Origin of the sequence: Streptomyces sp. NPDC005483 (assembly GCF_040606035.1) — a bacterium.
GTDB lineage: Bacteria > Actinomycetota > Actinomycetes > Streptomycetales > Streptomycetaceae > Streptomyces.
Map to the genome: position 1 here is coordinate 72,007 of NZ_JBEXEA010000028.1, position 25,009 is coordinate 97,015.

Here is a 25,009-nt window from a genome sequence, read left to right on the forward strand (position 1 = left end):
GGAATCCTCTCAGATCCGCAGTGCCGAATATGCGCTATCTATCAGGCAGGGTTCCTGATAGTTTACGGCGGCCGACAGCGGCAAGCAGGGGAACGACGAGGATCCGGGGAGGGGCCCGACAATGAGCGATGTGGTGCACGCGTCGGAAGAGGTACGGCGCGCCCGGTACGCCGTGGCCGCCGTGTTCGCCGTGCACGGGGCCGTGACCGGCTCGTTCGCGACGCGGGTGCCGTGGATCCAGGACCACGCCTCGGTGAGCGCGGGGCAGCTGGGCTTCGCCCTGGCCTTCACCGCGTTCGGCGCGTCCTGCTCGATGCCGTTGGCCGCGCGGGTCAGCCACCGCTTCGGCAGCCGGACGGCGCTGCGCGGGCTGATCGTGATGTGGACGCTGTCCCTGGTGCTGCCTGCGCTCGCGCCCAACCTCTACACCCTGTGCCTGGCGATGTTCGTGTACGGCGCCAGCGCCGGCATGGCCGACGTCGTCATGAACGCGCTGGGCGTCGAGGTCGAGAACCTGCTGGGCAAGTCGATCATGTCCGGGTTGCACGGGATGTGGAGCGCGGGCGCGCTGATCGGCTCGGCGGGCGGCACGCTCGCCGCACATCTGGGCGCGGACGCGCGCGTGCACTTCGCGCTGGCGACGGCCTGCCTCACCGCGCTCGGTGTGCTGGCCTGCCAGTGGGTCCTCGACGTGCAGGCCGGTGCGGACGAGGAGCCGCCGCCCCGATTCGCGCTGCCCCCCAAGTCGGCCCTGCTGATCGGCACGGTCGGTTTCTGCGCCGTGTTCGCCGAGGGGGCGAGCCTGGACTGGTCCGCGGTCTATCTCAAGGACCGGCTGGACTCCTCGGCGGGACTCGCCGCCGCCTGCACGACCGGCTTCATGCTCACCATGGCGGTGGCCCGGATCGTGGGCGACGCGGTGGTCAACCGCTTCGGGTCGGTCCGCACGGTCCGCCTGGGCGGTGTCCTGGCCGCGGGCGGCGGGCTGCTCATCGTCGTGGCGGAGCATCCGGCGGTGGCGATGGCCGGCTTCGCCCTGATGGGTCTCGGCATCGCCGTGGTGGTGCCGCTGTGCTTCGCGGCGGCGGGGCGCAGCGGACCCAACCCGAGCCAGGCGATCGCGGGTGTCGCGACCATCACCTACACCTCGGGGCTCATCGCGCCGAGCCTGCTGGGCGGGGTCGCGCAGGCGACCAGCCTGACGGTCTCCTTCGTCCTGGTGACCGTCCTGGCCGGCGGCCTCGTCGCCTTCGCGGGCGTGCTGCGCGCCGGCGACCGGGACCGCCCGAAGCTCAGCCCCGCGCCCGCAGCAGTTCCCGACCGGCGGCCCTGAAGCCCTCGCTCCAGGGCGCGGGGCGCAGGGTCCGCGCGTCCAGCCGCACCAGCACCCGGGTGCCGCGCGCGTAGGTCGTGGCCCCGTCCGCGGAACAGAACCGGAAGCCGTAGGTCAGACCGGTGGTACCGAGGCGCTCCAGCCAGAGGTGGACGGCGTAGGCGCCGCTCCGGGTGACGGGGGCGTCGTAGCTGATCAGCAGCTCCTTGACGACGTTGCAGGCGTCTCCGGCGCTCGCCCAGTCACCGTCGAAGCGGATGCCGTGCCCCTCCCAGAACTCGGCCCAGGCCCGCTCGACGAGCAGCGGGTAGCGGGCGTTGTGGAGCATGCCCAGGGCGTCCAGGTCGTCGAAGTGGACGGTGACCGGGACCAGCCGGCCGTACGACAGGGCGGGGGCGAGGGGTGCTTCGGTGGTCACGGGCGGAACTCCTGGGTGTATAGAGCAACGACCTCTATCCTAAGCGGTTGCTCACCCGGTGTCGGAGTCGCGGTCGGCCGACCTACGACGAAGCGAGCTCATAGGCGTACGACGGGCTGAACGTGCCCGGTGTGCCCTTGCAGCCGTCCGACTCCCCCGGGAGCTTCACCCACAGGTAGGCGTCGATCCTCGGCTCGCCGGTGTTCAGGGTCGGCGCCCGACCGATCTTCCGCCCTGCGGGGTCGCACCACTCGCCGTCGGGCGGGGCGCCGTTGCCGTTGCGGCTGGTGTCGATCACCGCGCCCAGGCTGGACGGTCCGCCCAGGGCGTCGAGGACCTGGCGGTCGTAGGCGATCTCGGCGGACGTGGTGTGGAAGTTGGAGACGTTGCTGAAGATCCCGTCGGAGGACGCGGCCGAGGCGGCACCCGCCTGCTTCAGCAGGGCGGCCTGTTCGGCGGCGGGGCGCCAGCCGGAGTGACCGGCGTCGTAGTAGACGCGGGCCCTGGGGTTCGCGGCCTTCAGGACGCGGCCCGCGCGGGCCAGCGAGGCGAAGCGGTCCGCGCGGGCCGCGGCCGAGAGGCAGTCGGACTGGGCGATCGCGTCGGGCTCCAGGACGACGACGACCTCGCCGGAGCCGAGCCCCGCGGCGAACCGGTCTATCCACGCGTCGTACGCGCCGAGATCCGGTGCCCCGCCCTGGGAGGCTCCGCCGCAGTCGCGGTCCGGGATCGCGTACGCCACGACCACCGGGACCCGGTCCTGCGCGGCACCGCCCGAAGTGACCGCGCGGACCCGGGAGGTGATGGTCGCCGGGGTGTAGTCGGCGAACCAGACCGCCGCCGGCCGGTCGGCGATGCGGGACTCTATGACGTCGGCGCGCCGGTCGCTCGGGTTGTCCCGCACCCAGTCGAGCACCTGGGAGGAGGGGTAGAGGTAGAGACGGGTGGCGGTGGTGGTCCGGACCTTCGTGGAACCGGGGCTCGCCCTCTTGGCGGACGGGGACGCACTCGCCCGCGCGGAGGGCGAGGCGGAGACGGAAGCGGAGACGGAGGGGGAGGCCGGCTCGGACGCCGACGGCACTGCAGAGGGGGTGTCCAGGCTCGGGGAGCCATTGACCAGCCCCGGCCGCGCCTCGTCGGAGCCACCGCGGTCGCCGAGCGCGGAGAGCGTCCCGGTCGCGGTGCCGACGGCGACCACCACGGAGGCGGCGGCGACCAGCGCGGCGCGGCCCAGGGCACACCTGCGCGCGGTGCGGCGCGCGGCCAGCCGCTGGGCACGTGAGCCTGACACCCTCTCGCTCCCCCCTCGCGCGGCAAGCGCGTTCCCCCGTTCTGGGGAAGCGTCCGGCCCGCCGGTACCCCGGCCAGCCTAGGACTGGGACCCTGCCGCTATGGCGCAATTGGAACAGTTCACCACTCCCCTCGACGCGGTCGTCTCCCGTATGCGCGCCCTGGACCAGGAGCTCCCGGAGCGGGACGGCCTGGCGGTCTTCAACCGCGTCTACCTCGCCGTCACCGAGGCGGTCGACCGGTGCGTCGACGGAGGCCGGTTCGCGGACGCGCGGGCCGCGATCACGCTGGACGTGCGGTTCGCCGAGCGCTATCTGGCGGCGGTGGACGCGGGCGCCCGCGAGCACCGTCCACCGGCCTGCTGGCGGCCCCTGTTCCAGTTCCGCCGCCATCCCGGCGTACGACCGCTGCAGTTCGCGCTGGCGGGCATCAACGCGCACATCGGGCACGACCTGGCGCTCGCCGTGGTGGACACCTGTCGTAGCCTCGGCTGCGAACCCGCCGACGTGGAGGACGAGTTCGACCGCGTGGGCGATCTCCTCGTCTCGCTGGAGGAGCGCATCCGCGAAGATCTGATGCCGGGCCCCGACCTCCTCCAGATCGCCGACCCGCTCACCCATCTGCTGGGCTCCTGGAGCCTGGAGCGCGCCCGCGACGCCACCTGGACCGCGGCCCGCGCCCTGTGGGCCCTGCGCAGCCTGCCCGACGTGGCCGAGGAGTTCACCGAGCGCCTGGACACGGCGGTGGGGTTCGCGGGCCGCATGCTGCTCACCCCGCTGCCGGACTGATCCGACAAGTCCCGCCGACGCCGGCCGTCCCGGCGACACAGCCCAAGGGGCTCGGCATGCCGAACAGGAGGACGGTCACCACGATGGTCACCGGAATGGCCAGGGCCACGGCCAGTCCGGCAAGGCAGCCCCACAGAGTCAGTCGAGCACTGGTCCTCGCGTGGTCATCGCTCTTCGGCACGCCCATGTCCAATGCACCGACACTTCATGGCGCGACCCGGTGCGACGCCCTGCACCGGACCCTAGTCCTCGGGGAGTTCGACCGGTGCGATCTCCTCGTACACGTCCCCCGGGCCGGGGTTCGTCGCGTCGGTCTCGCCGCCGAAGTGGTGCATGACACCCCAGACCGCGTTCAGCGCGGTCTGGATCGCGCCCTCGGCCCAGCCGGCGGTCCAGGAGATGTCGTCGCCGGCGAGGAAGATGCCCCGCTTGTCCTCGGGCAGCCGGTCCTGCATGAAGTGGGTGAACAGGCGCCGCTGGTACCGGTAGTGGCCGGGCAGGTTGGCCTTGAACGCGCCCATGAAGTAGGGCTCGTTCTCCCAGGAGACGGTCACCGGGCTGCCGATGACGTGCTTGCGGATGTCGACCTTGGGATAGATCTCGCCGAGCGACTTCAGCATGACCTCCATCCGCTCGTTCGCGGACAGCGGGAGCCACTTCAGGCTGTCGTCGCACCAGGTGTAGGAGAGGCAGATGACGGCAGGCCGGTCCGGCCCGTCGTCGAGGAGGTAGGTCCCGCGCGTCATACGGTCGGTGAGGGTCATCGACATGACGTCCCGGCCCGTCTCCTCGTCCTTGTCCAGCCAGAACGGCCGGTCGACGGGCACGAACAGCTTCGAGGACTCCATGTAGTGGGTGCGCTCGATCGCCGTCCAGTGGTCGATCGGGAACAGCGAGTCGTCGCAGGCGATCTTGGACAGCAGCATCCAGGACTGGGCGGTGAAGATCGCCGCCGCGTAGGTGCGGATGTCTCCTCGGGCGTCCGTCACGGTGATCCGGTTGCCCGCCGTGCGGTGCAGACGGGTGACCGCCGGCCGGGGCTCGCCGCCCTCGTGCAGGGTCGCGAGCGAGGTGCCCTGGGCCCAGTGCACGATCTTCTCCGGCTCGCGCTCCCACAGCCTGAGCGGCAGCTGCTGCGAACCACCGACGATCCCGCGGTGGTGGTCGTCGGCCTCGGTGTAGACGACGCGCAGGATCTCCAGGATGGAGTTCGGGAAGTCGGTGTCCCAGCCGCCGGTGCCGAAGCCGACCTGGCCGAAGATCTCGCGGTGCCGGAAGGACCTGAAGGCCTCGGAGTCGCAGAGGAAGCCGTAGAAGGTCTGGTTGTCGAGCTTCTCGACGAGCTTCGCCCAGATCTCCCTGATGCGCGGCACATCCCGCTCGCGCAGGGCGCGGTTCATGTCGGTGAAGTCGGCGCCCTCTTCGAGGCACCGGTTCCAGGCCTCGGCGACATCGCGGTAGACCTGCGGGAGGTCACCGATGGTCTCGGCGTAGTGGGACTCGCCCTTGAGGTCGACGACCGTCGAAGGGGTGGCCTCCGCGAGGGGGTTGGGGAAGGGGCGGGTCTCCAGACCGACGAGGTCGATGTAGTGCTGGAGGGCGGTGGAGGAGGGCGGGAAGCGCATCGCGCCCATCTCCGCGGTCAGGGTGGGGTCACAGCCCTCGAAGCCCACGGTCCGCAGCCGCCCGCCGATTTGGTCGGCCTCGTACACGACCGGCTTGAGGCCCATCTTCATCAGCTCGTACGCGGCCACGATCCCGGAGAGACCGCCGCCGATCACCGCGACCTCGGTGCCGTGCTCGGTCGCCGGTATCTGGCCGAGGCCCGCCGGGTGGGCGAGGAAGTCGTCGTAGGCGTACGGGAAGTCCGGTCCGAACATGGTGATCGGCGGCTGCTGCTCGTCTGCGTGCTCGACGGCGTTGGGCACGGTGGACGTCATGGGGTACGGACTCCTTGAAGCGAAGGGGGTGGTGCAGACGTCAGACGAGGGACCCGTAGAGGCCGGGCCGACGGTCCGTCAGGTACGGGTTCGCCGCACGGGAGGCGGTGAGAAACGCCGGGTCGGCGTCGGCGAACACCAGCTCCTCGGCGCGTCCGGCGCGGGCGCGGGCCACCCCGTCGGGGCCGGCCAGCACGGACAGTCCGACGAACTCGAACTCCCCTTCCGGGCCGACCCGGTTGACGTAGGCGACGTACATCTGGTTCTCCCAGGCCCGCACCGGCACCAGGGACTCGGCGACGAACTGGAACGGGTGCATCTGGGCCGTCGGCACGATCAGCAGGTCGGTGCCGGCGAGGGCGTGGGCGCGGACGTTCTCCGGGAACTCGACGTCGTAGCAGATCATGAGGCCGACGGTGAGTCCGCCCAGCTCGGCCTGGACCACCGGCTGTTCGCCCGGTGTGAACTGGTCGCGCTCGAAGCAGCCGAAGAGGTGGGTCTTGCGGTAGTTGGCGAGCCGGGTGCCGTCGGCGGAGATCAGCTGGGCGGAGTTGAAGACGGACCCGTCGCCCAGCTCGGGATAGCCGTAGGCGATCGCGACACCGTGCCGGGAGGCGATCTCCGCGACCGCGTCCGCCGAGTCCCCGTCGGCCGCCTCGGCGAGGCGGCCGACGTCGTCACCGATCGCGTACCCGGTGAGGAACATCTCCGGTGCGGCCAGCAGTGCGGCGCCCGCGGCGGCGGCCCGGCCCGCGGCCTCGTCGAGGACCTTGAGGTTCCCCTCGACGGAGCCGGGGCGGCCGGAGCTCTGGAGCAGAGCGGTGCGCATGCGTGATCCTCACCGGACGGAAGGTGGATGTGGGGGCCACTGGAAGGGCCATGTAGACGGTACGGGCGGCTCACCGGGGCGGACAAGGAGGACCCGTTGCGCGCCGGTGAGCGGTTCATTGCGTACGAGGACGCTCCTGCGGCGATTCGTTGCGTGGGCGCCCGCTCCCCCGGCCCAGCACCAGCGCCGTCACCAGATACGGCACCGAGAGGATCATGAACACCGTGCTGTGCGCCAGGGCCGCCCCGAGCAGGGTGTACACGCCGAACACGGCGACCGTGACCAGTTCCGTGCCCAGGCTCGCCACCGAGGTCAGGGTGGCCCGGCGAGCGTCGTCGATGCGGTGCTGGAGGCGGACGTCGGCGAGGACCTCGGCCAGCTGGAAGCCGGCGAAGGCGAGGCCCACGAGGGCGATACCGGCCGGTGTGCGGACTCCGGCGCCCACCGCCAGGGCGAGCGCGGAACCCGCGATCAGGGCGGCGAGGCCCCTGGCGCCCAGGTGCTCGGCGGGTCCGGCGAACAGACTGCCGACGGTCACGGTCGCCCAGACCAGCAGGACCAGGTAGGGCACGGTCGCGTCGGCCACTCCGAGGTCGCGGATCAGCAGCGAGACGTACTCGTCGAGGGCGCCCCATACCGCGGCGACGGCCGGGATGAGCAGCAGGGCACCCCGGACGGTCCGGTCCCCGCGGGCCTCGGCGAGTCCGGCCCGCAGCGTCGCCGACCAGCGCGTGCTCCCCTTCCCGGCCGGTACCCGGTGTTCCGGGAGCCGGGTCGCCGTCACCGCGGCCAGCAGACAGGCCAGGACGCTCGCGGCGCCCACGGCCGTGTAGCCGCCGAGGGCGAGGACCGGACCGGCGAGGCCCATCGCCGCGACGGTGGCCAGCAGCCGTGCCGCGCGGGTCCGCCCCATCACGCGCGCGTACCGCTCGGCGGCCCCGAGGCGCTCCAGCTCGTCGTAGACCAGGGCTTCCAGCGAGCCGGAGCCGAGCGCGCCTCCGGCGCCCCACAGGACGAAGCCCAGCGCGAAGGCGCCGTACGACGGCACGGTCACCCACAGGGTGAAGCCGGCGGCCGTGAGCAGCGGGCCGAGCCACAGCAGCCGGCGTCGCGAGACGGTGTCGGCCCAGGCGCCGGAGGGCACTTCGAGGACGACGGCCGTGAGGGACCACAGGGCGAACAGCGAGGAGATCTGCCAGAGCGGCAGACCGGTGTCGGCGAACAGCAGCGCGTACACCGGGTAGAGCAGGACGAGGTCGTCGAGGAACGCGTAGCCGTACAGCGTGGTCGTCAGCCGGCGGGCACCGGTCGCGGGCACACGTGCGGGTGAGAGTGTCATGAGGCCTTCCCGGAGGGGCGGTTCGGACGGCGTGGGTACGGCGTCCGAGGCGGCCCTCGGGAGGCACGGCTGGTGGATCAATGTCGCCAGGTCATGGCACCGATGCTAGACAGTCGCGGGCCCGCTGCCCAGCGAAAATGTGGTGATGACCGCGGCGTGGTCGGACGGCCAGTCGTTGTCCTCGACATCCGGCCAGGTCCGGGGCGTGCCGCTGACGTACGTCCGTGAGTCGAGCACCCGCAGGCCCCGGTGCAGCACGAAGTCGATCCGGTCCTGCGGCTCCGGGTGACCGTGCACCGGCGACCAGGTGTGGCCCGGGTCGCGTACGGCATCGGGACGCGCCTCCCGGAAGGAGTCCCGGAAGCCCGCCTCCTGAGCCGCCTTCGTGACCGGCCACTCGGTGTCCGGCCGGTCCAGGTGGGAGGGGCTGTTGAAGTCCCCGACCAGGACGACGGGCACGGCGTCCCCGATCCGGCGCAGGGTGTCCCGCAGCTGCCCGAGCCGCACCTCCTCGTGGGCGAGCGGTTCGGACTCGTAGGGCCCGTAGCGCTCGGAGTCGAGGTGGGCCGTCCACACGTCGACCTCCCGCTCCGCTACGGCGATCCGCGCGCCGGCCGCCCCGTAGAACCCGGCGTCCGGGTCGCCCAGCGCGGCCGTGATCGGGAAGCGGCTGATGATGCCGAGGTTCGTCCCGGCCCGGTGGTGGTGCCAGCCCAGCGCCGCGGCGAGCTCCTCGGCGGCGGTGCCGTACGTCTCCTGGAGCCCGACCACGTCCACGTCGGTCTCGGCGATGACCTTGAGCTGCTTGGCCCGGTGGTCGTGGACCTTGGTGCCGCCGTACCAGAGGTTCCAGGTCATCACCCGGAGCCGGTGCGGCAGCAGGGCGCGCAGCCGGGCCACGGTGACGCCCTCCAGGCCGGTCAGGACCGTGCGCCCCGGGGCCGCCTCGACGGGGGCCAGTGAGGGCACGGCGAGGACCGCGCAGCCGGCCGCCTCGGCGGAGCGGACGCCGGTCTCGGTGTCCTCGACGGCCACACACGCCGAGGGCTCCACGCCGAGTGCACGGCAGGCGGCGAGGTAGGGGTCGGGGGCGGGTTTGGTGTGCTCGGTGTCGTCGGCGGTGACGGAGACGGCAAAGCGGCTCGCGCCTCCGAGGACCGCCAGGACGGTGTCGGCGACCGAGCGGGGGGACGCGGTCACCAGGGCGGTGGGGATCTGCTCCCGGGCCAGGGCGTCGAGCAGGTCGAGCGCGCCGGGGCGGGGCACGACACCGGTGCGGACGCGGTCCGCGAACTCCCGGTGCAGGGTGCGGGCGAGGTCGGCGGGCGGGGCGCCCGTGGCCGCGGCAAGCCAGGCGGCCGTGTGCTCGACCGGGCGGCCGAGCACGTCCGGCCGGTCCGCCGCGGTCAGGGCCCGCCCGGCGACCTGCTCCACCGCCTCCCACCAGAGCCGCTCGGTGTCGACGAGCGTGCCGTCCATGTCGAACAGGACGGCCTGGAGCGGGAGTCGGGTCACGGTTCTCTCTTTCGTGGGGGGATTCGTACGAGGGGGATCAGAGGGTGCGTTCCGCCACCAGCACCGGCCGCTCGGGCAGCGACACGCTCACCGCGGCACCGGCGGTGAGCCCGGCGGCCTCGTGGGCGGGCAGGTCGGCCTTGACCTCGGTGCCGTCGGCGAGCCGGACGGTCAGGCGCACGGCCGCGCCCAGGAAGGAGGTGGCGACCACGCGGGACTTCCCGTCGGACTCGGCCCGCACCCGCACGGCCTCCGGACGCACCAGCACGTCGACCTCGGTGGCGGCCGGCTCCGGGCCGTCGACCGGCAGCCGCTGCCCGAGCACGTCGACCGTGCCCTGGGTGAGGCGTCCCGGGATCCGGCTCATCGTGCCCACGAACTCGGCGACGAAGGCGGTGGCGGGCCGGCCGTACAACTCGCTCGGGGGCGCGCACTGTTCAAGCCGGCCGGCGTGCATCACGGCGACCCGGTCCGCCATGGACAGTGCCTCCTCCTGGTCGTGGGTGACGAACAGGGTGGTGATGCCGAGCTCCTGCTGGAGCCGCCGGATCTCCTCGCGGAGGCTGAGCCGCACCTTGGCGTCCAGCGCCGACAAGGGCTCGTCGAGGAGCAGTACGCGTGGGCGCAGGGCGAGCGCGCGGGCCAGCGCGACGCGCTGCTGCTGACCGCCGGAGAGCTGGTGCGGGAACCGGCCGCCCTTGTCGGCGAGCCCGACCAGGTCCAGCAACTCGGCGGCCCTGGAACGCCGTTCGCCCGCACGGACCTTGCGCATCCGCAGGCCGAAGGCCACGTTGTCGAGGGCGTCGAGATGCGGGAAGAGGCTGTACGACTGGAAGACCATCCCGGCGTCCCGGCGGTGGGCCGGCACCCGGGTCACGTCCTCGCCGTCGACCAGCACCTCACCGGAGTCGGGGTGTTCGAAGCCGGCGAGCATCCGCAGGGCGGTGGTCTTGCCGCAGCCGGACGGGCCGAGCAGGGCGAGCAGTTCGCCCGGCCGGGCGGTCAGGTCGAGTCCGTCGAGGGCGACGGTCGGGCCGAACTCCCGCCTGAGTCCCCGGAATTCGACGGTTGCAGCTGATTCAGGCATGGGTCATCCCCGGGAGGTAGGACGGGTACGGCCGCCGAAGCCGGCCAGGACGAGGAGCAGCACCCACGTCACGAGGAGGCTGAGCACGGACACGGCGACGGACAACTGGGCTTGCGAGCCGCTGACGTTGACGATCCAGACGGCGAACGGCTGGAAGCCCAGCAGTTGGGCGACGGTGAACTCGCCGAGCACCAGGGCCAGGGTGAGGAAGGAGGCGTTGAGGAGGGCACCGCGCAGGTTGGGCAGTACGGCCCGGACGAGGGCCTGCGGCCAGCCGGCACCGCAGCTGCGGGCGGCCTCGACAAGGGTGCGGACGTCGACCGCGCGCAGCCCGGCGTCCAGGGCCCGGTACACGAAGGGCAGCGCCATCACGACGTAGGCCAGGACCAGGACGAACGGGAAGTCGGGGTTCTGGATCGCCATGAAGGTCTCGAACAGCGGGGTGCGGGAGAGGTGGTCGGGCCCCCACTTGAGGACCGTGCCGATGCCTGCGACGAACGCGATCGGCGGGACGACCAGCGGCAGCGAGCACACCACCTCGACGACCGGCCTGAGCCGGGGCGCGCCGAGCCGCAGCGCGACCATGGCGGGCACCATCAGGAGCAGCACGACGGCGATGGTCGCGAGGGCCAGTTCCAGCGAGAGCAGCAGTGCGGAGACGAATCCGTCGGTGGAGAAGATCTGGGTGTAGGCGTCGAAGGTGATGCCCTGGCCGGGCACGTCGACGGTGAAGACGACGGACGCGGCGAGCGGCACCAGGAAGTACAGTCCGGCGATGCCGAGGACGCCCCAGCGCCACAGGTTCAGGCGAGCCATCGGGCGCTCCTCCGCTGCAGGGGCAGGTACACGGCCATGACGAGGCCCGCGACCAGGACCATGTCGAGGCTGAGGGCGAGCGCCACGTTCTCCTGGCCGACGAGCACGTTGCCGGAGATCGCGTCGGCGATCTGGAGCGTGACCAGCGGGATCGAACTGCCCACCATCGCGGCGGCGGTGGCGTACGCGGCGAAGGCGCTGCCGAAGAGCAGGACGAACCCGCCGAGCAGCGTGGGCAGCAGGACGGGCAGGGCGACGAAACGCCAGTACTGCGCGGCCGTCGCCCCGTTGTTCTGTGCCGCCTCGCGCCACTGCGCGCGCAGCCCCTCCAGGGCGGGGGTGATGGTGAGCACCATGAGCGGGATCAGGAAGTACAGGTAGACGATGACCAGGCCCCAGAAGCTGTACAGGTCCCAGCCCTTGTCGGTGAGGCCGAAGTGCCGGGTCAGCACACCGGCGTTGCCGAGCGTGGCGACGAAGGCGAAGGCCAGCGGGACCCCGCCGAAGTTGGCGAGGACCCCGGACGCGGTGAGCACGGCCTCGCGCAGGGCGCGGAACCGGGAGGAGACCACGGCCTGGGCGAGCGGTAGTCCGACCAGGGTGCCGAGGGCGGCGGACACGGCCGACAGCTTCACGCTGCCGAGCAGCGCGGTGAGGTACGCGCCCTTCAGGGAGGTCGTCAGATTGCCGAGGGTGTACGAAGTCGCCCCGGTGGACGGGTCCTTGGCGGTGAACGCGCCGTCCAGCATGGCGATCGCGGGCAGCCCGAAGGCGACCGCGACGAACGCGAGCAGCGGGACGACCGCGACCCAGCCGAGGGACCGGCGCCGCCGCCTCACGTGAGCGGCGGGCGCCGTGTCCGCCCGTACGGCGGTGGCCGTCATCCGGAGACGGCCTTCGCCCAGCCCTGTCCGATGACCGTCTTGGCCTTGTCCTGCTGGGCCTCGGTCGGGAACTTGGGCGTTCCGGAGACCTCGGGCAGCTTGGCCGCGGCGGCCTTGTCGAGGGTGCCGGCCTTCTCCATGGCGGTCATCAGGGCCGGGCGGGCGTACCCCTTGAGCCAGAGGTTCTGGCCCTCGGCGCTGTAGAGGTACTCCTGCCACAGGCGGGCGGCCGCGGGGTGCGGGGCGTCCTTGTTGATCGCCTGGGAGTAGTACTGCGAGAACTGGCCGTCGCTCGGGACGGTGACCTTCCAGTCGACGCCCTTGGACTTGAACTCGTCGGCGTATCCGGCGTTCAGGTAGTCCCAGTCGATGCTGATCGGTGTCTCGCCCTTCTCGACGGTGGCCGGGGTCGACTCGACGGGCGTGTAGTTGCCGTTCTTCTTCAGCTTGGCGAAGAAGTCGAGGCCGGGCTGGATGTCGTCGAAGGAGCCGCCGCTCGCGAGCGCGGCCGCGAAGACGCCGCCGAAGGCCGAACCGGACTTGGTGGGGTTGCCGTTGAGGGCGACCTGGCCCTTGTACTGCGGCTTGAGCAGGTCGGCGAAGGTGGTGGGGCAGGTCTTGACGCGCTTGGCGTCGCAGCCGATGGAGATGTAGCCGCCGTAGTCGTTGTACCAGCGGGCCTTCGGGTCCTTCTGCCCGGTGGGGATGTCGTCGTACGACGCCACCTTGTAGGGCGCGAGCAGGCCCTGCTGGGCGGCGCTGAGCGCGAAGGAGCTGCCGAGGTCGAGCACGTCGGGCGCGCGGGTCTGTCCCTTCCGCGAGGTCACGGCGTTGATCTCGTCCTGGCTGGAGCCGTCGGGGTTCTCGACGGCGATCTTGATGCCGTACTTCTTCTGGAAGCCGTCGATGAGGGCGCCGTAGTTGGCCCAGTCGCGGGGCAGCGCGATGGCGTTGAGCGTGCCCTCCTTCTTCGCCGCGGCGACCAGCTTGTCCATGCCGCCGAAGTCGGCGGCGGAGCCGGCGGTGGCGGCGTTCTTTCCGTCGGCGGTGGTCGACTCGGTGTCGGGGGCAGCGCCACAGGCGCTCAGGGCGAGGGCGGCGAGGGTGGCGAGAACACCGAGGGCGGCTGTTCTCGGCAGGGACACGGTCACGGCTTCTCCAGGGGACGCGCGAGGGTGCAGGAGCCAAAGGGAGAGAACTTGTCTGAACAAGTTGGCCCCAGTAAGGCGGCCGCTGGTGTCGCACCGGTAAACACTGGCGAAACGCTGACCCCTGAATTCCCGCACAATCCGGACCCTTGCCGGGCCTCGCCTGATGTCGACTACGCTGGTCACGCTGTGCACAGCATTCGACTCAGAGGGGAAGCATGCCGGCGCGACACGAGGAGATCGCCGACGAACTGCGCCGGGCGATCGACCGCGAGGAGTACACCGTCGGCAGTCTGCTGCCCGCCGAGACGGAGCTCGCGGCGCACTACGGCGTCTCCCGCGGGACGGTCCGCCAGGCGGTCGCGGCGCTCACGGCGGAGGGACTCATCGGCTCCCGCCAGGGCGCCCGGCGGGTGGTGCTGGCCAGCCGCCGCAGCCAGAGCTTCGCCGAACTGCGCAGCTTCGCCGAGTGGGCGCGGGCGATGGGGCGCGAGGCGTCGGGCCAGGTGGTCGCGCAGGAGTACCGGCCGGCCACGAAGGAGGACGCGGTACGCCTCCAACTGACCGTCGGGACCCCGGTGTTGCACGTTCTGCGGGTGCGCGGCCTGGACGGCGAACCGGTGTTGCTGGAGCGGACGGTGTACGCCGACTGGATCTCCCCGACCGTCGAGTCCATCGAGCCCGATTGCCCCTCGGTCACCCAACGCCTTTACGACGACACGGGGTTGGTGTTCGCCTACGGGGAGCACGTCATCGACGCGGTGGCGGCGGGCGCGCAGGACGCGGAGCTGCTGGGGGTGCGTCGGACGAGTCCGCTTCTGCGGGTTCGCCGGGTGACCACGACCCGTGAAGGGCGCCCGGTGGAGTGGTCGGACGACCGCTACCGTTCGGACGCGGTGAGCTTCAGCGTGCACAACTCGATCGACAACAACGCGCTGGCCAGGAAGACGGCCGACTGAAGGAGAGCCTCATGGAGATCAGCAGCCTCCCGCACGTGGACGAACACACCGAGATCGTGGCGGCGGACGCCCACGCCGTGTGGCAGGCCGTCGGCGAGGTTCTGGACCGCTCCTTCTCCGAGGGACGCCTTGCCGGGTACGCCCGTCTGGTGGGCTGCCCGGACCGTACGGCCGCCGGACCGCGCCCCCTGGCGAAGGGCTCGGCCTACCCCGGCTTCCGCGTGCTGTCCGCCGCGCCGGGCCGGGAGCTCGTCCTGGTGGGCCGCCACTACTTCTCGACGTACGCCCTGGTCTTCCGCTTCGACGGGGCCGGTTCCGGTCGGATCCGGCTGCGGGCCGAGACCCGGGCACGGTTCCCGGGGCCGGTCGGCACCCTCTACCGGCTGCTCGTGATCGGCACCGGCGGGCACGCGCTCTCCGTACGGCGGCTCCTCGCGGCGGTCCGGCGCCGCGCCGAGGAGGTCAGGTAGGCGAGCCCGAGGAGAAGCGGCGCAGCAAGGGCGAGAGGACCAGTACCGACTTCGTCCGCTCCACGAAGGGCTCGCCCGCGATCCGTTCCAGGACGCGTTCGAAGTGCCGCATGTCGGAGGCGAAGACCTGCACCACCGCGTCCGCCTCGCCGGTGACGGTGGAGGCGGCCACGACCTCCTGGTAGCGCTCCAGGCCCCGCTGGATGGTCTCCGGGGAGGTGTTGCGCCGGCAGTAGATCTCGACGAACCCCTCCGTCTCCCAGCCGAGCGCCGCCGGGTCCACCCGTACGGTGAATCCGGTGATGGCCCCGGTGGCGCGCAGCCGGTCCACGCGCCGCTTCACTGCGGGCGCGGACAGGCCGACGATCTGCCCGATGTCCGCGTAGGAGCGGCGGGCGTCCTCGGCGAGGGCGTGCACGATGCGTTCGTCGAGATCGTTCAGCACGGTGGGTGGATCAGCTTTCGGGTGTTGCGAGTCGGGACCGGCGATGGCCGTACACGCAGTAGAACACGAGCCCGACGGCCATCCAGACCCCGAAGACCACCCAGGTGACGGTGGACAGGCTGCCCATCATCCACACGCAGAAGCCGAAGCCCAGCGCCGGGAAGACCGGCGAGAGCGGGACGCGGAAGGTGCGGGGCATGTCCGGGCGGGTCCGGCGCAGCACCACGACGGCGATGTTGACCAGGGCGAAGGCGAAGAGCGTGCCGATGCTGGTGGCGTCGGCCAGCTGGCCGAGCGGGATCGCCGCGGCCAGCACTCCGCAGAACAGGGACACGATCACCGTGTTGGCGCGAGGGGCGCCGGTCTTCGGGTGGACCCGGGCGAACACCTTGGGCACCAGTCCGTCCCGGGACATCGCGAAGAGGATGCGGGTCTGGCCGTAGAGGACGGTCAGGACGACGCTCGCGATGGCGATGACCGCGCAGAACGCCAGCAGGGTGCCCCAGAAGCTCTGCCCGGTGACCTCGCGCATGATCTGGGCGAGCGCGGCCTCGGAGTCGTTGAAGTGCCGCCAGGGCTTCGCGCCGACCGCGACGGCGGCGACCAGGACGTACAGCGCGGTCACGATGACGAGCGACAGCATGATCGCGCGAGGCAGGTCGCGCTGGGCGTTCTTCGCCTCCTCACCGGCGGTGGAGGCGGCGTCGAAGCCGATGTACGAGAAGAAGAGCGTGGCACCGGCCGCGCTGACCCCGGCCATCCCGAGCGGCAAGAAGTGCTCGTAGTTGCCCGAGCGGAAGCCCTGGACGCCGATCGCGCAGAACAGCACCAGCGCGGCCATCTTCACGACCACCATGACGGTGTTGGCGCGGGCGGACTCGCGGGCGCCGCCCAGCAGGAAGGCCATGGCGAGCAGGACCACGATCAGCGCCGGGAGGTTGAAGACGCCGCCGTCGCCGGGCGGAGCGGACAGCGCGTCCGGGATGGTGACGCCGATGGTCCCGTCGAGGAGTTCGTTCAGGTACTCGCCCCAGCCGACGGCCACGGCGGCGACCGAGACGCCGTACTCCAGGACCAGGCACCAGCCGCATATCCAGGCGATCAGTTCGCCCATGGTTGCGTACGCGTACGAGTACGAGGACCCGGCGACCGGGATGGTGCCCGCGAGCTCGGCGTAGGACAGGGCCGAGAAGAGGGCGGTGAGGCCGGCGATCACGAAAGAGAGGGTGACGGCCGGGCCGGCCTTGGGAACCGCCTCGCCGAGGACGACGAAGATGCCGGTGCCCAGGGTGGCACCGATGCTGATCATCGTCAGCTGCCAGAGCCCGAGGGAGCGCCTGAGGGCCCCTCCCTCGCCCTGCCCGCCCTCCGCCACCAGGCGTTCCACCGGCTTGCGCCGCATGAGGCGCGCACCGAGCCCCGTGGCCTGTGATGTGCGCTGTCGCGGGGGTGCGCCTTGGTCGAGCACGCGCTGACTCCTTCGTCGCTGCAGGTGAGTACAGCGAAGCACCCTACGAGTCCGGACGTCACAGTCGTAATGCAGCAACCTTGCACGCACTCGCAAGATCGTTGCGTTCGTCGCCGATGGGCGTGCGTTCGTTGCGCGCGCCCCCTTCAGGCCTCGTCAGCGGCCCTCCGGCTCCCTCGCGACGCCCCGTTCCGTCTCGTCGAACCCCTCTGGCCGAGCTTGCCGCAGGCCGCGGCCTCGGCGCCGACGCGCGCCTCTGTCGGCCCCTTCGGCACTACTCATCGAGCCTCTGGCTCTCCCGCAGCCCGTCGCGCCACGACCACGCACGTCCCACCGAACCGAAAACGCGAACGGCCCCCGATTTTCGACGGGGGCCGCGCACGACGGACTCAGCTCCAGCTGGCGTGCAGCGGCTTGCCCTCGGCGTAACCGGCCGCGCTCTGGATGCCCACGACCGACTTCTCGGCGAACTCCTCCAGGGAGCCCGCGCCGGCGTAGGTGCAGGAGGAGCGGACGCCCGCGATGATCGAGTCGATCAGGTCCTCGACACCCGGGCGGGCCGGGTCGAGGAACATCCGGGAGGTCGAGATGCCCTCCTCGAACAGCGCCTTGCGGGCGCGGTCGTACGCCGACTCGTCCGACGTGCGGTTGCGCACCGCCCGCGCGGACGCCATGCCGAAGGATTCCTTGTAGAGCCGTCCGCTCGCGTCCTGCTGGAGGTCGCCCGGCGACTCGTAGGTGCCCGCGAACCAGGACCCGATCATCACGTTGGACGCGCCGGCGGCCAGCGCCATGGCGACGTCGCGCGGGTGCCGGACACCGCCGTCGGCCCACACGTGCTTGCCGTACTTCCTCGCCTCGGCCGCGCACTCCAGGACCGCGGAGAACTGCGGCCTGCCGACGCCGGTCATCATGCGGGTGGTGCACATGGCGCCGGGGCCGACACCGACCTTGATGATGTCCGCGCCGGCCTCGATCAGGTCCCGCACGCCCTCGGCCGCCACGATGTTGCCGGCCGCGATCGGGACCTGCGGGTCGAGCGCCCGGACCGTCCTGATCGCGGTGATCATCGACTCCTGGTGGCCGTGCGCGGTGTCGATGACCAGCGTGTCGACGCCCGCGTCGAGCAGCTGCTTGGCCTTCTCCGCGAAGTCGCCGTTGATGCCCACGGCGGCGGCGATGCGCAGCCTGCCCTGCGCGTCGACGGCCGGCGTGTACAGCGTGGCGCGCAGGGCGCCCTTGCGGGTGAGGATGCCGGCGAGACGGCCCTCCGGGTCCACGGCGGGGGCGTAGCGCCGGTTGGCCGCGTCGAGGCGGTTGAAGGCCTCACGCGGGTCGATGTCCGCGTCGAGGAGCAGCAGGTCGCGCGACATGACCTCGGCGAGCTGCGTGAATCGGTCGACCCCGGACAGGTCCTGGTCCGTGACGACACCGATGGGCCGGCCCGCCTCGTCGACGACCACGCCGGCGTTGTGCGCGCGCTTCTGCAGCAGGGCGAGCGCGTCGGCGACGGTCTGGTGCGGGGCCAGCACGATCGGGGTGTCCAGAACGTGGTGGCGGCTCTTCACCCAGGAGACGACCTCGGTGACGACCTCGATCGGGATGTCCTGCGGGATGACCACGAGGCCACCGCGGCGGGCCACCGTCTCGGCCATGCGGCGCCCGGCGATGGCGGTCATGTTGGCGACGACCAGCGGGATCGTGGTGCCCGTGCCGTCCGGGGAGCTGAGGTCCACACCCTGCCGCGAGCCGACGGCGCTGCGACTCGGGACCATGAAGACGTCGTCGTACGTCAGGTCGTACGGGGGCTGGATGTCGTTGAGGAAACGCACGTGCTGCACATCCCAGTCGATCAGAGGTGGCCCCCGGACAGGTCAGCCAGGGGGAAAGAGCACGTACTTCATTCTCCCACGCCGGGCGGAACGCCACCCACGGGCGGAACGTCCAGACCGGCCGCGGGGGCCTTAGGACGAAGCTCCAAGGGCGAGCGCCACGGTCAGCGCGGCCGCCTGCGAGAACACCTCGCGCGCGGTCGCCCACTCGTCCGGCCGCGCCTCGGCGTACCGGTCCCAGTGCCGTACGACCACGACGGTCTCCTCGCCGGCGCCGCCCTCGGACCACAGGCCCGGGTCGGAGAGGACGTCGGCCAGCGCGTCCCAGTTGCGGCCGAACCAGTCCGGCAGCCGCAGGTCCCGGGCGCAGCGGTCCATCAGGCCCGCCTTGTCCGTGACCCCGTCGAGGTCCAGCGTGACCACGCGTGCCGTCATCTCAGTACCGCCCTGAACGAGTCGTAGTGATCATCGGTGTAGTAGGTCTCCCCGCCCTGCCCGGTGACGATGCGCCGGGCCCCGCGATCACGCGAGCCCGGCGTGGGGACGGTGTACTCGTGGTAGTAGCCGCGCTGGTGCGCGGGCAGCAGCCGCTCGAAGTTCCCGAAGACCGAGCCGTCCTTGGCGTACGGGAACGGCCCGCCCCTGTCGATGAGTTCGAGGGTCTGCCGGGCCTCGGCCGGGAGCTCCGACTCCTGGACGGTGGCCAGGCCGCCGCCCGGCGACGGATCGGTGTCGGTGGCCGAGCACCCCGTCAGGAACAGCACACACAGAAGCATTCGGGAGACGAACCGCAGCAGCATGCGCTCGATGCTGCCACGGCCGTCCCCTCATGACGCTCCGTCAGGGCCCGTCCGGGTCCGCCCTGTTCAGGGCCGGCTTCGGCGTCGTCCCCGCCGTCATCAGGTAGTCCGCGGCGGAGGTGTCCGTCACCAGGCTGGTGACGAGCCCGGAGCGCAGCACCGCGTCGATCGCGGCCGCCTTGCGCTGCCCACCCGCGATCGCGACGACCTCGGGGATACGGCGGAGCTGGTCGGCCTTGACGGTGATGCACCGCTCGCCCAGGTCCCGCCCGACCCTGCGGCCCTCGGTGTCGAAGAGGTGCGCGGACATCTCGGCGGCGACCCCGAGCGAGGCGTAGTGGCCGCGCTCCTCGTCGCTGAGCATGTCGTGCACCGTCGAGATGCCCCGCTCCCAGGAACCGATGGAGACACAGGCGACCGTGACCTTGTCGAAGTACTCGAAGGCCCGGGCGATCCCGGTCTGGTGCCGCAGCGCCTGCGCGGTGGCCGCGTCCGGCAGCAGCATCGGCGCGTAGATGGGGTGGGCGTCCCCGCCGGACACCTGGGCGGCCCGCCGCACCGCCTCCACCGAACCGCGCTCGGCGGTCCCGGCGTCGTACACACCCGTCAACTGCACCACCGTGCACGGCGGGAGCCGGTCGAGCGCGGCCGCCATGTGGATGGTGGAACGACCCCAGGCCAGGCCCAGGATGTCGCCCTCGTCGACCAGTTCGCCGAGCAGGTCGGCGGCCACTTCTCCCAGGTTCTCGGGGTCGGTCGAGTCCTGGGCCTCGGCCGGGGACTCGACCACCACGGCGTGCCTGAGGCCGTAGCGGGCGCGGAGCGCGTCGGAGCGCTCCGCGTCCAGCTCGGCCGGCACGCGGATCTCGATGCGTACGAGGTCCCGTTCGAGGGCGGTCTCCAGGACCCGGGCCACCTTGAAGCGGCTGACGCCGAACTCCTCCGCGATCTGGATCTTGGACTTGCCCTCGAGGTAGAAGCGGCGGGCCATGGCCGCCGCCTGCACCAGCTCAGCGGGTCCCATCCGCATGGCTGACCGGCCAGCCGACATACCCGACACGGCGATCTCCTCACTGCTGTTCACACTCTGGATTCGCCGTTCATCCTTGCAGATCCGGCGCGCTTGATCAGCCCTGATGGGCGCCGTTCACGTACCTGACGCTCAGTGGTCGCACGCCCACGAAGCCTTCGCGGTCGCCCCCTCGGCTTGGTTGCGTAGTGCACGTACCGCCTCGGCCGGGTCGGAGGCCCCGTAGACGGCCGACCCGGCGACGAACACGTCGGCGCCCGCGTCCGCGCAGCGCTCGATGGTGGCGGCCGAGACACCGCCGTCGACCTGGAGCCACAGCTCAAGCCCGTGCTTGCTGATCAACTCGCGGGTCCGGCGAATCTTGGGGAGCATGATGTCGAGGAACGCCTGCCCGCCGAAACCGGGTTCGACCGTCATGATCAGCAGCATGTCGAGCTCGGGGAGCAGGTCCTCGTACGGCTCGATGGGCGTCGCCGGCTTCAGCGCCATGGAGGCACGGGCACCCTTGGCACGGATCTCCCGGGCAAGCCGGACCGGAGCGGCGGCCGCCTCCACATGGAAGGTGACGGAGGAGGCCCCCGCCTCTACGTACTGGGGCGCCCAGCGATCGGGGGCCTCGATCATCAGATGGCAGTCCAGCGGGGTGTCCGTCGCACGGGCCAGAGACTCTACGACCGGCACACCGAGCGTGAGGTTCGGGACGAAATGGTTGTCCATGACGTCGACGTGGAGCCAGTCGGCTCCCCCGACCGCCTTCGCCTCGTCCGCGAGGCGGGCGAAGTCGGCGGACAGGATGCTGGGGTTGATCTGCGCGGCCATGCCCCAAGCGTATGCGCTGCGCCGGGCTCGGGCGGCGGTGGCCCCGGGGCTGGCGGCTCGCTCCGACTGCGAGTTGTATATGGCTGGTCGCGTCCACGCGGCGGAGCCGCATATCGACCCACCCCGCGCCCCCTGGGGGCAATGGTGCGGAGGTCCCCATGACAAGCAACCGCCGACTCGCCCATCTCGTCTGCGGACGCCGTGCCAAGTGGCTGGTGTTGGCGCTGTGGCTCGTGGTGCTGTTCCTGACGGCGCCCCTCGCCTCCAAGCTCACCGACGCCCAGGACAACGACGCCGCCTCCTGGCTGCCCGGCTCCGCGGAGTCGACCCAAGTCCTCCAGCTCTCCGAGGACTTCAGGCCGGAACAGATCCCCGCGGTCGTCGTCTACGCGCGCGAGAGCGGCCTCACGCCACAGGAGCGGGCCGAGATCGCCAAGGACGCGGCCGAGATCAGGCAGCTCACGGCACACGGCATCCGCGGCTCGGAGACCCGGGGCCCGGTCTACGACCGGCGGGGCGACCCGCGCGCGGCCCAGATCCTCGTCCCGATCACCATGGACGAGAAGGGCTGGCAGGAGATCGCGCCCGCGGTCGACTCCCTCCGTGACATCGCCGGCAAGGGCGGCGACGGCCTCGCCGTGCACATCACCGGCCCGGGCGGCACCTCCGCGGACTTCTCCAAGGCCTTCGAGGGCATCGACTCGACGCTGCTGCTGTCCGCGATGGCGGTCGTCGTCGTCATGCTGCTCATCACCTTCCGCAGCCCCACCCTGCTCCTGGTCCCGCTGCTCTCCGTGGTCGCCGCGCTGTTCACCGCGCAGGCCCTCATCTACCTGCTCGCCCAGCACGCGGGCCTGACGGTCAACGGCCAGAGCGCGGGCATCCTGACGGTCCTCGTCTTCGGCGCGGGGACCGACTACGCCCTGCTGCTGGTGGCCCGCTACCGGGAGGAACTGCACCACCACGAGGACCGCCACGAGGCGATGGCCCTCGCCCTGCACCGCGCGGGCCCCGCGGTGCTCGCCTCGGGCGCGACCGTCGTCCTGAGCATGCTCGTGCTGCTGGCCGCCGAGATGAACTCGACCCGCGGTCTCGGCCCGGTCGCGGCGATCGGTGTCGCGGTCGCCCTGCTGGCGATGACGACACTGTTCCCGGCCCTGCTGGTGATCTTCGGCCGCTGGATCTTCTGGCCGACGACTCCGCGCTTCGGCGCCCCCGACCGCATCGAGACCGGCGTCTGGGCCCGCACCGGCCGCCGTATCGCCCGCCGCCCCCGCATGATCTGGGGCGCCACCGCGCTGGCCCTCGCGATCTGCTCGCTCGGCCTGATCCAGCTGCGCGCCGAGGGCATCAGCAACGCCGACGCGTTCACCGGGAAACCGGACTCGATCGTCGGCCAGGAGGTGTCCGCACGGTACTTCCCGGCAGGCAGCGGCGATCCCCTGGTCGTCGTCAGCAACCAGGCCCAGGCACGACAGGTCGGCGAGGCGGTCGCGGGGACGCGGGGCGTCGTGCCCACGTCCCTGGGCCTGCCACCGGGCACGAAACCGGCGTTCGAAGGCAAGGTCCTCTTCGAGGCGACGATGACCGCCCCGGCCGACAGCGAGGCCGCGAAACAGACGGTGGAGCGGGTCCGGGACGCCGTCCACGCGGTCCCGGACGCCGACGCCCGGGTCGGCGGCGGTACGGCCGCCCTGCTGGACATGGACAGGGCGACCACGCACGACAACATACTGATCATCCCGCTGGTGCTGGCGGTCGTCCTGCTGATCCTTTGCGCCCTGCTGCGTGCCCTGATCGCCCCGTTGCTCCTGATCGGGACGGTGATCCTGTCCTTCGCGGGAGCCCTGGGCATCAGCGCCCTGGCCTTCCGCCACCTGTTCGACTACGCGGGCGAGTCGACGGACTTCCCGCTGTTCGTGTTCGTCTTCCTGGTGGCCCTCGGCATCGACTACAACATCTTCCTGACCACCCGCATCCGCGAGGAGGCGGTCCGTCAGGGCACCCGCCCGGGCGTGATCACCGGCCTGGCCGCGACCGGCGCGGTCATCACCTCCGCCGGCCTGGTCCTGGCCGGCACCTTCGCCGCCCTGGGCACCCTCCCGATGGTCGCCTTCGCGGAGATCGGCTTCGCGGTGGCGCTGGGCGTCCTGCTGGACACGTTCATCGTGAGGTCGGTCCTGGTGACGTCCTTGTTCCTGGACGTGGGCGAGAAGGTGTGGTGGCCCAGCAAACTGGCCAACGGTGAGTCGACCGACCTAGGGGCGCGGGGAACTGCGCGACCAGCCGAGACGGCGCGCCAGACGCACGACTAGATCACCCTGTCCTGCGAATGACCGCCAGATACATCGCATCGGTCCCGTGCACATGCGGCCACAACTGAACGTCCGGCCCCTCCCCCAGCTCCGGCACACCGGGAAACAACGGCCGTGCATCGACGAGCTCGGCGGCCGGCCACTGCTTCAGCACGTCCTCCACCACCGCCCGCGTCTCCGCGAGATGAGGAGAACAGGTCGCATACCCCACCACCCCGCCCACCCGGACGGAGTCCAACGCCGTGCTCAACAACCCCCGCTGCAACGGCCCGAACCCGTCCAGATCCTCGGGCCGCCGCCGCCACCGAGCCTCCGGTCGCCGCCGCAACGCCCCGAGCCCCGTGCACGGCACGTCCATCAGCACCCGGTCGAAACTCCCCGGCTGCCACGGCGGCCGGGTCCCGTCCGCTGCGATGACCTGGTACGGCCCGGGATTCCCGGCGAGCGCCTTGGCCACCAGCCCGGCCCGATGCGGCTGCTTCTCGGAGGCGAGCAGCATGGCGCCCCGCTCGGCGGCCAGCGCGGCGAGCAGCGCGGCCTTGCCACCAGGTCCCGCACACCCGTCGAGCCACTTCTCGTCCCGCCCCTCCAAGGGCGCGTTCGCGAGGGCCAGCGCGACGAGCTGACTGCCCTCGTCCTGCACCCCGGCCCGGCCCTCCCGTACGGCGTCCACGGCCCCGGGCTCACCGCCCTCGGCCAGCCGTACGGCGTACGGCGACCAGCGCCCCGCCACGGCGGACTCCTCGCGCAGCAGTTCCCCGGTGGTGGACCGCCCGGGCCGGGCGACGAGGGTCACCTCGGGCCGTTCGTTGTCGGCCTCCAGCAGCCGCTCGATGCCGGCCCGGCCGCCGCCCAGGGAGTCCCACAGCGCGGAGACGACCCAGCGGGGGTGCGAGTGGACGACGGCGAGATGGTCCTCGGGGTCGTCGTCGTAGGGCGGAGCCACCTTCGCGACCCAGCCGTCGAGATCGTCCTGCGCGACCTTCCGCAGCACGGCGTTGACGAACTTGGCCCGTCCGTCCCCGAGCACGACCCGCGCGAGTTCGACGGAGGCGGACACGGCGGCGTGCGTCGGGATGCGCGTCCCGAGCAGCTGATGCGCCCCGAGGCTCAGCACGTCGAGGACCGGCGGGTCGACCTCGCGGAGCGGCCGGTCCACGCACTCGGCGATGATCGCGTCGTACGTCCCCTGCCGCCGCAGTGTCCCGTACACGAGCTCGGTGGCCAGCGCCGCGTCCCGCGCCTCGAAGCCGCCCTTCTCCCGCGCCTTCCGCAACAGCGGCGGCAGGACGAGGTTGGCGTACGCGTCCCGCTCGTCCACGGCCCGCAGCGCCTCGAAGGCGAGGATGCGGACGGGATCCTTCTGGGGCCGACGGTAGGGCTTGCCGGGTTTCTGGGGCCGGCGGGGCTGGTCGCTCACGAAAAAGGTGCTCCGGGTTCAAGGTCTGATGACGCACCAAGCGTACGTCCGCCGCGAGCCGGGT

General features: G+C 71.7%; 23 protein-coding genes. 5 read left to right on the forward strand and 18 right to left on the reverse strand.

Translation table 11 applies throughout. From position 1 onward, the window contains the following. Window positions 1–121: 121 nt before the first annotated feature. The gene (locus ABZT06_RS37895; protein ID WP_355751768.1) at window positions 122–1,333 is read left to right on the forward strand and encodes an MFS transporter; all 1,212 of its coding nucleotides are present in this window, start codon (window positions 122–124) and stop codon (window positions 1,331–1,333) included. On the opposite strand, the gene ABZT06_RS37900 is transcribed toward ABZT06_RS37895, so the two are convergent. Next, a complete protein-coding gene (locus ABZT06_RS37900; protein ID WP_355751770.1) occupies window positions 1,293–1,751 on the reverse strand; it encodes a thioesterase family protein in 459 nt (152 codons plus the stop codon). The genes ABZT06_RS37895 and ABZT06_RS37900 overlap by 41 nt on opposite strands. 82 nt (window positions 1,752–1,833) lie before the next feature. Next, window positions 1,834–2,970, reverse strand: a complete 1,137-nt coding sequence (locus tag ABZT06_RS37905; RefSeq protein ID WP_355751837.1) for a glycoside hydrolase family 6 protein — start codon at window positions 2,968–2,970, stop codon at window positions 1,834–1,836. Between the two features lie 172 nt (window positions 2,971–3,142). Between ABZT06_RS37905 and ABZT06_RS37910 the strand changes: the two genes are divergently transcribed. Then, window positions 3,143–3,829: a DUF5995 family protein gene (locus ABZT06_RS37910; protein WP_355751772.1), complete on the forward strand. Its 687-nt coding sequence runs from the start codon at window positions 3,143–3,145 to the stop codon at window positions 3,827–3,829. Window positions 3,830–4,071: 242 nt separating this feature from the next. Here ABZT06_RS37910 and ABZT06_RS37915 read toward each other — a convergent pair whose 3' ends face one another. From ABZT06_RS37915 to ABZT06_RS37950, 8 genes are all read right to left on the reverse strand, one after another. Continuing rightward, entirely contained in the window at window positions 4,072–5,769 is a 1,698-nt protein-coding gene (locus tag ABZT06_RS37915) for an NAD(P)/FAD-dependent oxidoreductase (RefSeq protein ID WP_355751774.1), read from the reverse strand. A gap of 40 nt (window positions 5,770–5,809) precedes the next feature. After that, window positions 5,810–6,598: a carbon-nitrogen hydrolase family protein gene (locus ABZT06_RS37920; RefSeq protein WP_355751775.1), complete on the reverse strand. Its 789-nt coding sequence runs from the start codon at window positions 6,596–6,598 to the stop codon at window positions 5,810–5,812. Window positions 6,599–6,713: 115 nt separating this feature from the next. Next, window positions 6,714–7,937, reverse strand: coding sequence for an MFS transporter (locus ABZT06_RS37925; protein WP_355751777.1), 1,224 nt, complete (start codon window positions 7,935–7,937; stop codon window positions 6,714–6,716). 105 nt (window positions 7,938–8,042) lie between these two features. Next, the gene (locus tag ABZT06_RS37930) at window positions 8,043–9,452 is read right to left on the reverse strand and encodes an HAD-IA family hydrolase (RefSeq protein ID WP_355751779.1); all 1,410 of its coding nucleotides are present in this window, start codon (window positions 9,450–9,452) and stop codon (window positions 8,043–8,045) included. A gap of 37 nt (window positions 9,453–9,489) precedes the next feature. Then, window positions 9,490–10,539 carry an ABC transporter ATP-binding protein gene (locus ABZT06_RS37935; RefSeq protein WP_355751780.1) on the reverse strand — a complete coding sequence of 350 codons (1,050 nt, stop codon included), beginning with the start codon at window positions 10,537–10,539 and terminating at the stop codon, window positions 9,490–9,492. 3 nt (window positions 10,540–10,542) lie between these two features. Continuing rightward, complete coding sequence (locus ABZT06_RS37940) at window positions 10,543–11,355, reverse strand: ABC transporter permease subunit (RefSeq protein ID WP_355751782.1); 813 nt, start codon at window positions 11,353–11,355, stop codon at window positions 10,543–10,545. Then, window positions 11,343–12,239, reverse strand: coding sequence for an ABC transporter permease subunit (locus ABZT06_RS37945; RefSeq protein ID WP_355751784.1), 897 nt, complete (start codon window positions 12,237–12,239; stop codon window positions 11,343–11,345). Before ABZT06_RS37945 ends, ABZT06_RS37940 begins: the two co-directional genes overlap by 13 nt. After that, complete coding sequence (locus ABZT06_RS37950) at window positions 12,236–13,390, reverse strand: extracellular solute-binding protein (RefSeq protein ID WP_355751786.1); 1,155 nt, start codon at window positions 13,388–13,390, stop codon at window positions 12,236–12,238. The genes ABZT06_RS37945 and ABZT06_RS37950 overlap by 4 nt, the downstream gene beginning before the upstream one ends. A gap of 215 nt (window positions 13,391–13,605) precedes the next feature. On the opposite strand from ABZT06_RS37950, the gene ABZT06_RS37955 reads away from it, so the two are divergent. Both ABZT06_RS37955 and ABZT06_RS37960 read left to right on the forward strand, forming a co-directional pair. After that, complete coding sequence (locus ABZT06_RS37955) at window positions 13,606–14,346, forward strand: GntR family transcriptional regulator (protein ID WP_355751788.1); 741 nt, start codon at window positions 13,606–13,608, stop codon at window positions 14,344–14,346. A gap of 11 nt (window positions 14,347–14,357) precedes the next feature. Then, window positions 14,358–14,816, forward strand: coding sequence for a hypothetical protein (locus ABZT06_RS37960; RefSeq protein WP_355751790.1), 459 nt, complete (start codon window positions 14,358–14,360; stop codon window positions 14,814–14,816). Here ABZT06_RS37960 and ABZT06_RS37965 read toward each other — a convergent pair. The 7 genes from ABZT06_RS37965 to rpe form a co-directional block, all read right to left on the reverse strand. Next, window positions 14,809–15,261 carry an Lrp/AsnC family transcriptional regulator gene (locus ABZT06_RS37965; protein ID WP_007380661.1) on the reverse strand — a complete coding sequence of 151 codons (453 nt, stop codon included), beginning with the start codon at window positions 15,259–15,261 and terminating at the stop codon, window positions 14,809–14,811. The two genes, ABZT06_RS37960 and ABZT06_RS37965, sit on opposite strands and share 8 nt — an antisense overlap. 10 nt (window positions 15,262–15,271) lie before the next feature. Next, window positions 15,272–16,729 carry an amino acid permease gene (locus tag ABZT06_RS37970; RefSeq protein WP_355751792.1) on the reverse strand — a complete coding sequence of 486 codons (1,458 nt, stop codon included), beginning with the start codon at window positions 16,727–16,729 and terminating at the stop codon, window positions 15,272–15,274. 389 nt (window positions 16,730–17,118) lie between these two features. After that, the gene (locus tag ABZT06_RS37975; RefSeq protein WP_355751838.1) at window positions 17,119–18,561 is read right to left on the reverse strand and encodes a GuaB1 family IMP dehydrogenase-related protein; all 1,443 of its coding nucleotides are present in this window, start codon (window positions 18,559–18,561) and stop codon (window positions 17,119–17,121) included. Between the two features lie 132 nt (window positions 18,562–18,693). Next, window positions 18,694–18,996 carry a barstar family protein gene (locus ABZT06_RS37980; protein ID WP_355751794.1) on the reverse strand — a complete coding sequence of 101 codons (303 nt, stop codon included), beginning with the start codon at window positions 18,994–18,996 and terminating at the stop codon, window positions 18,694–18,696. Further along, on the reverse strand, window positions 18,993–19,361 hold the full coding sequence (locus tag ABZT06_RS37985) for a ribonuclease domain-containing protein (protein ID WP_355751795.1): 369 nt from the start codon (window positions 19,359–19,361) through the stop codon (window positions 18,993–18,995). Before ABZT06_RS37985 ends, ABZT06_RS37980 begins: the two co-directional genes overlap by 4 nt. Window positions 19,362–19,401: 40 nt before the next feature. Then, window positions 19,402–20,445 carry a sugar-binding domain-containing protein gene (locus ABZT06_RS37990; RefSeq protein ID WP_355751797.1) on the reverse strand — a complete coding sequence of 348 codons (1,044 nt, stop codon included), beginning with the start codon at window positions 20,443–20,445 and terminating at the stop codon, window positions 19,402–19,404. A 78-nt stretch (window positions 20,446–20,523) separates the two neighbouring features. After that, on the reverse strand, window positions 20,524–21,210 hold the full coding sequence (gene rpe / locus ABZT06_RS37995) for a ribulose-phosphate 3-epimerase (RefSeq protein ID WP_355751799.1): 687 nt from the start codon (window positions 21,208–21,210) through the stop codon (window positions 20,524–20,526). A gap of 158 nt (window positions 21,211–21,368) precedes the next feature. Here rpe and ABZT06_RS38000 point away from each other — a divergent pair, with 158 nt between their 5' ends. Continuing rightward, window positions 21,369–23,525: an MMPL family transporter gene (locus tag ABZT06_RS38000; RefSeq protein WP_355751801.1), complete on the forward strand. Its 2,157-nt coding sequence runs from the start codon at window positions 21,369–21,371 to the stop codon at window positions 23,523–23,525. Window position 23,526: 1 nt separating this feature from the next. On the opposite strand, the gene ABZT06_RS38005 is transcribed toward ABZT06_RS38000, so the two are convergent. Next, entirely contained in the window at window positions 23,527–24,945 is a 1,419-nt protein-coding gene (locus ABZT06_RS38005) for a transcription antitermination factor NusB (protein WP_355751803.1), read from the reverse strand. Window positions 24,946–25,009: the final 64 nt, after the last annotated feature.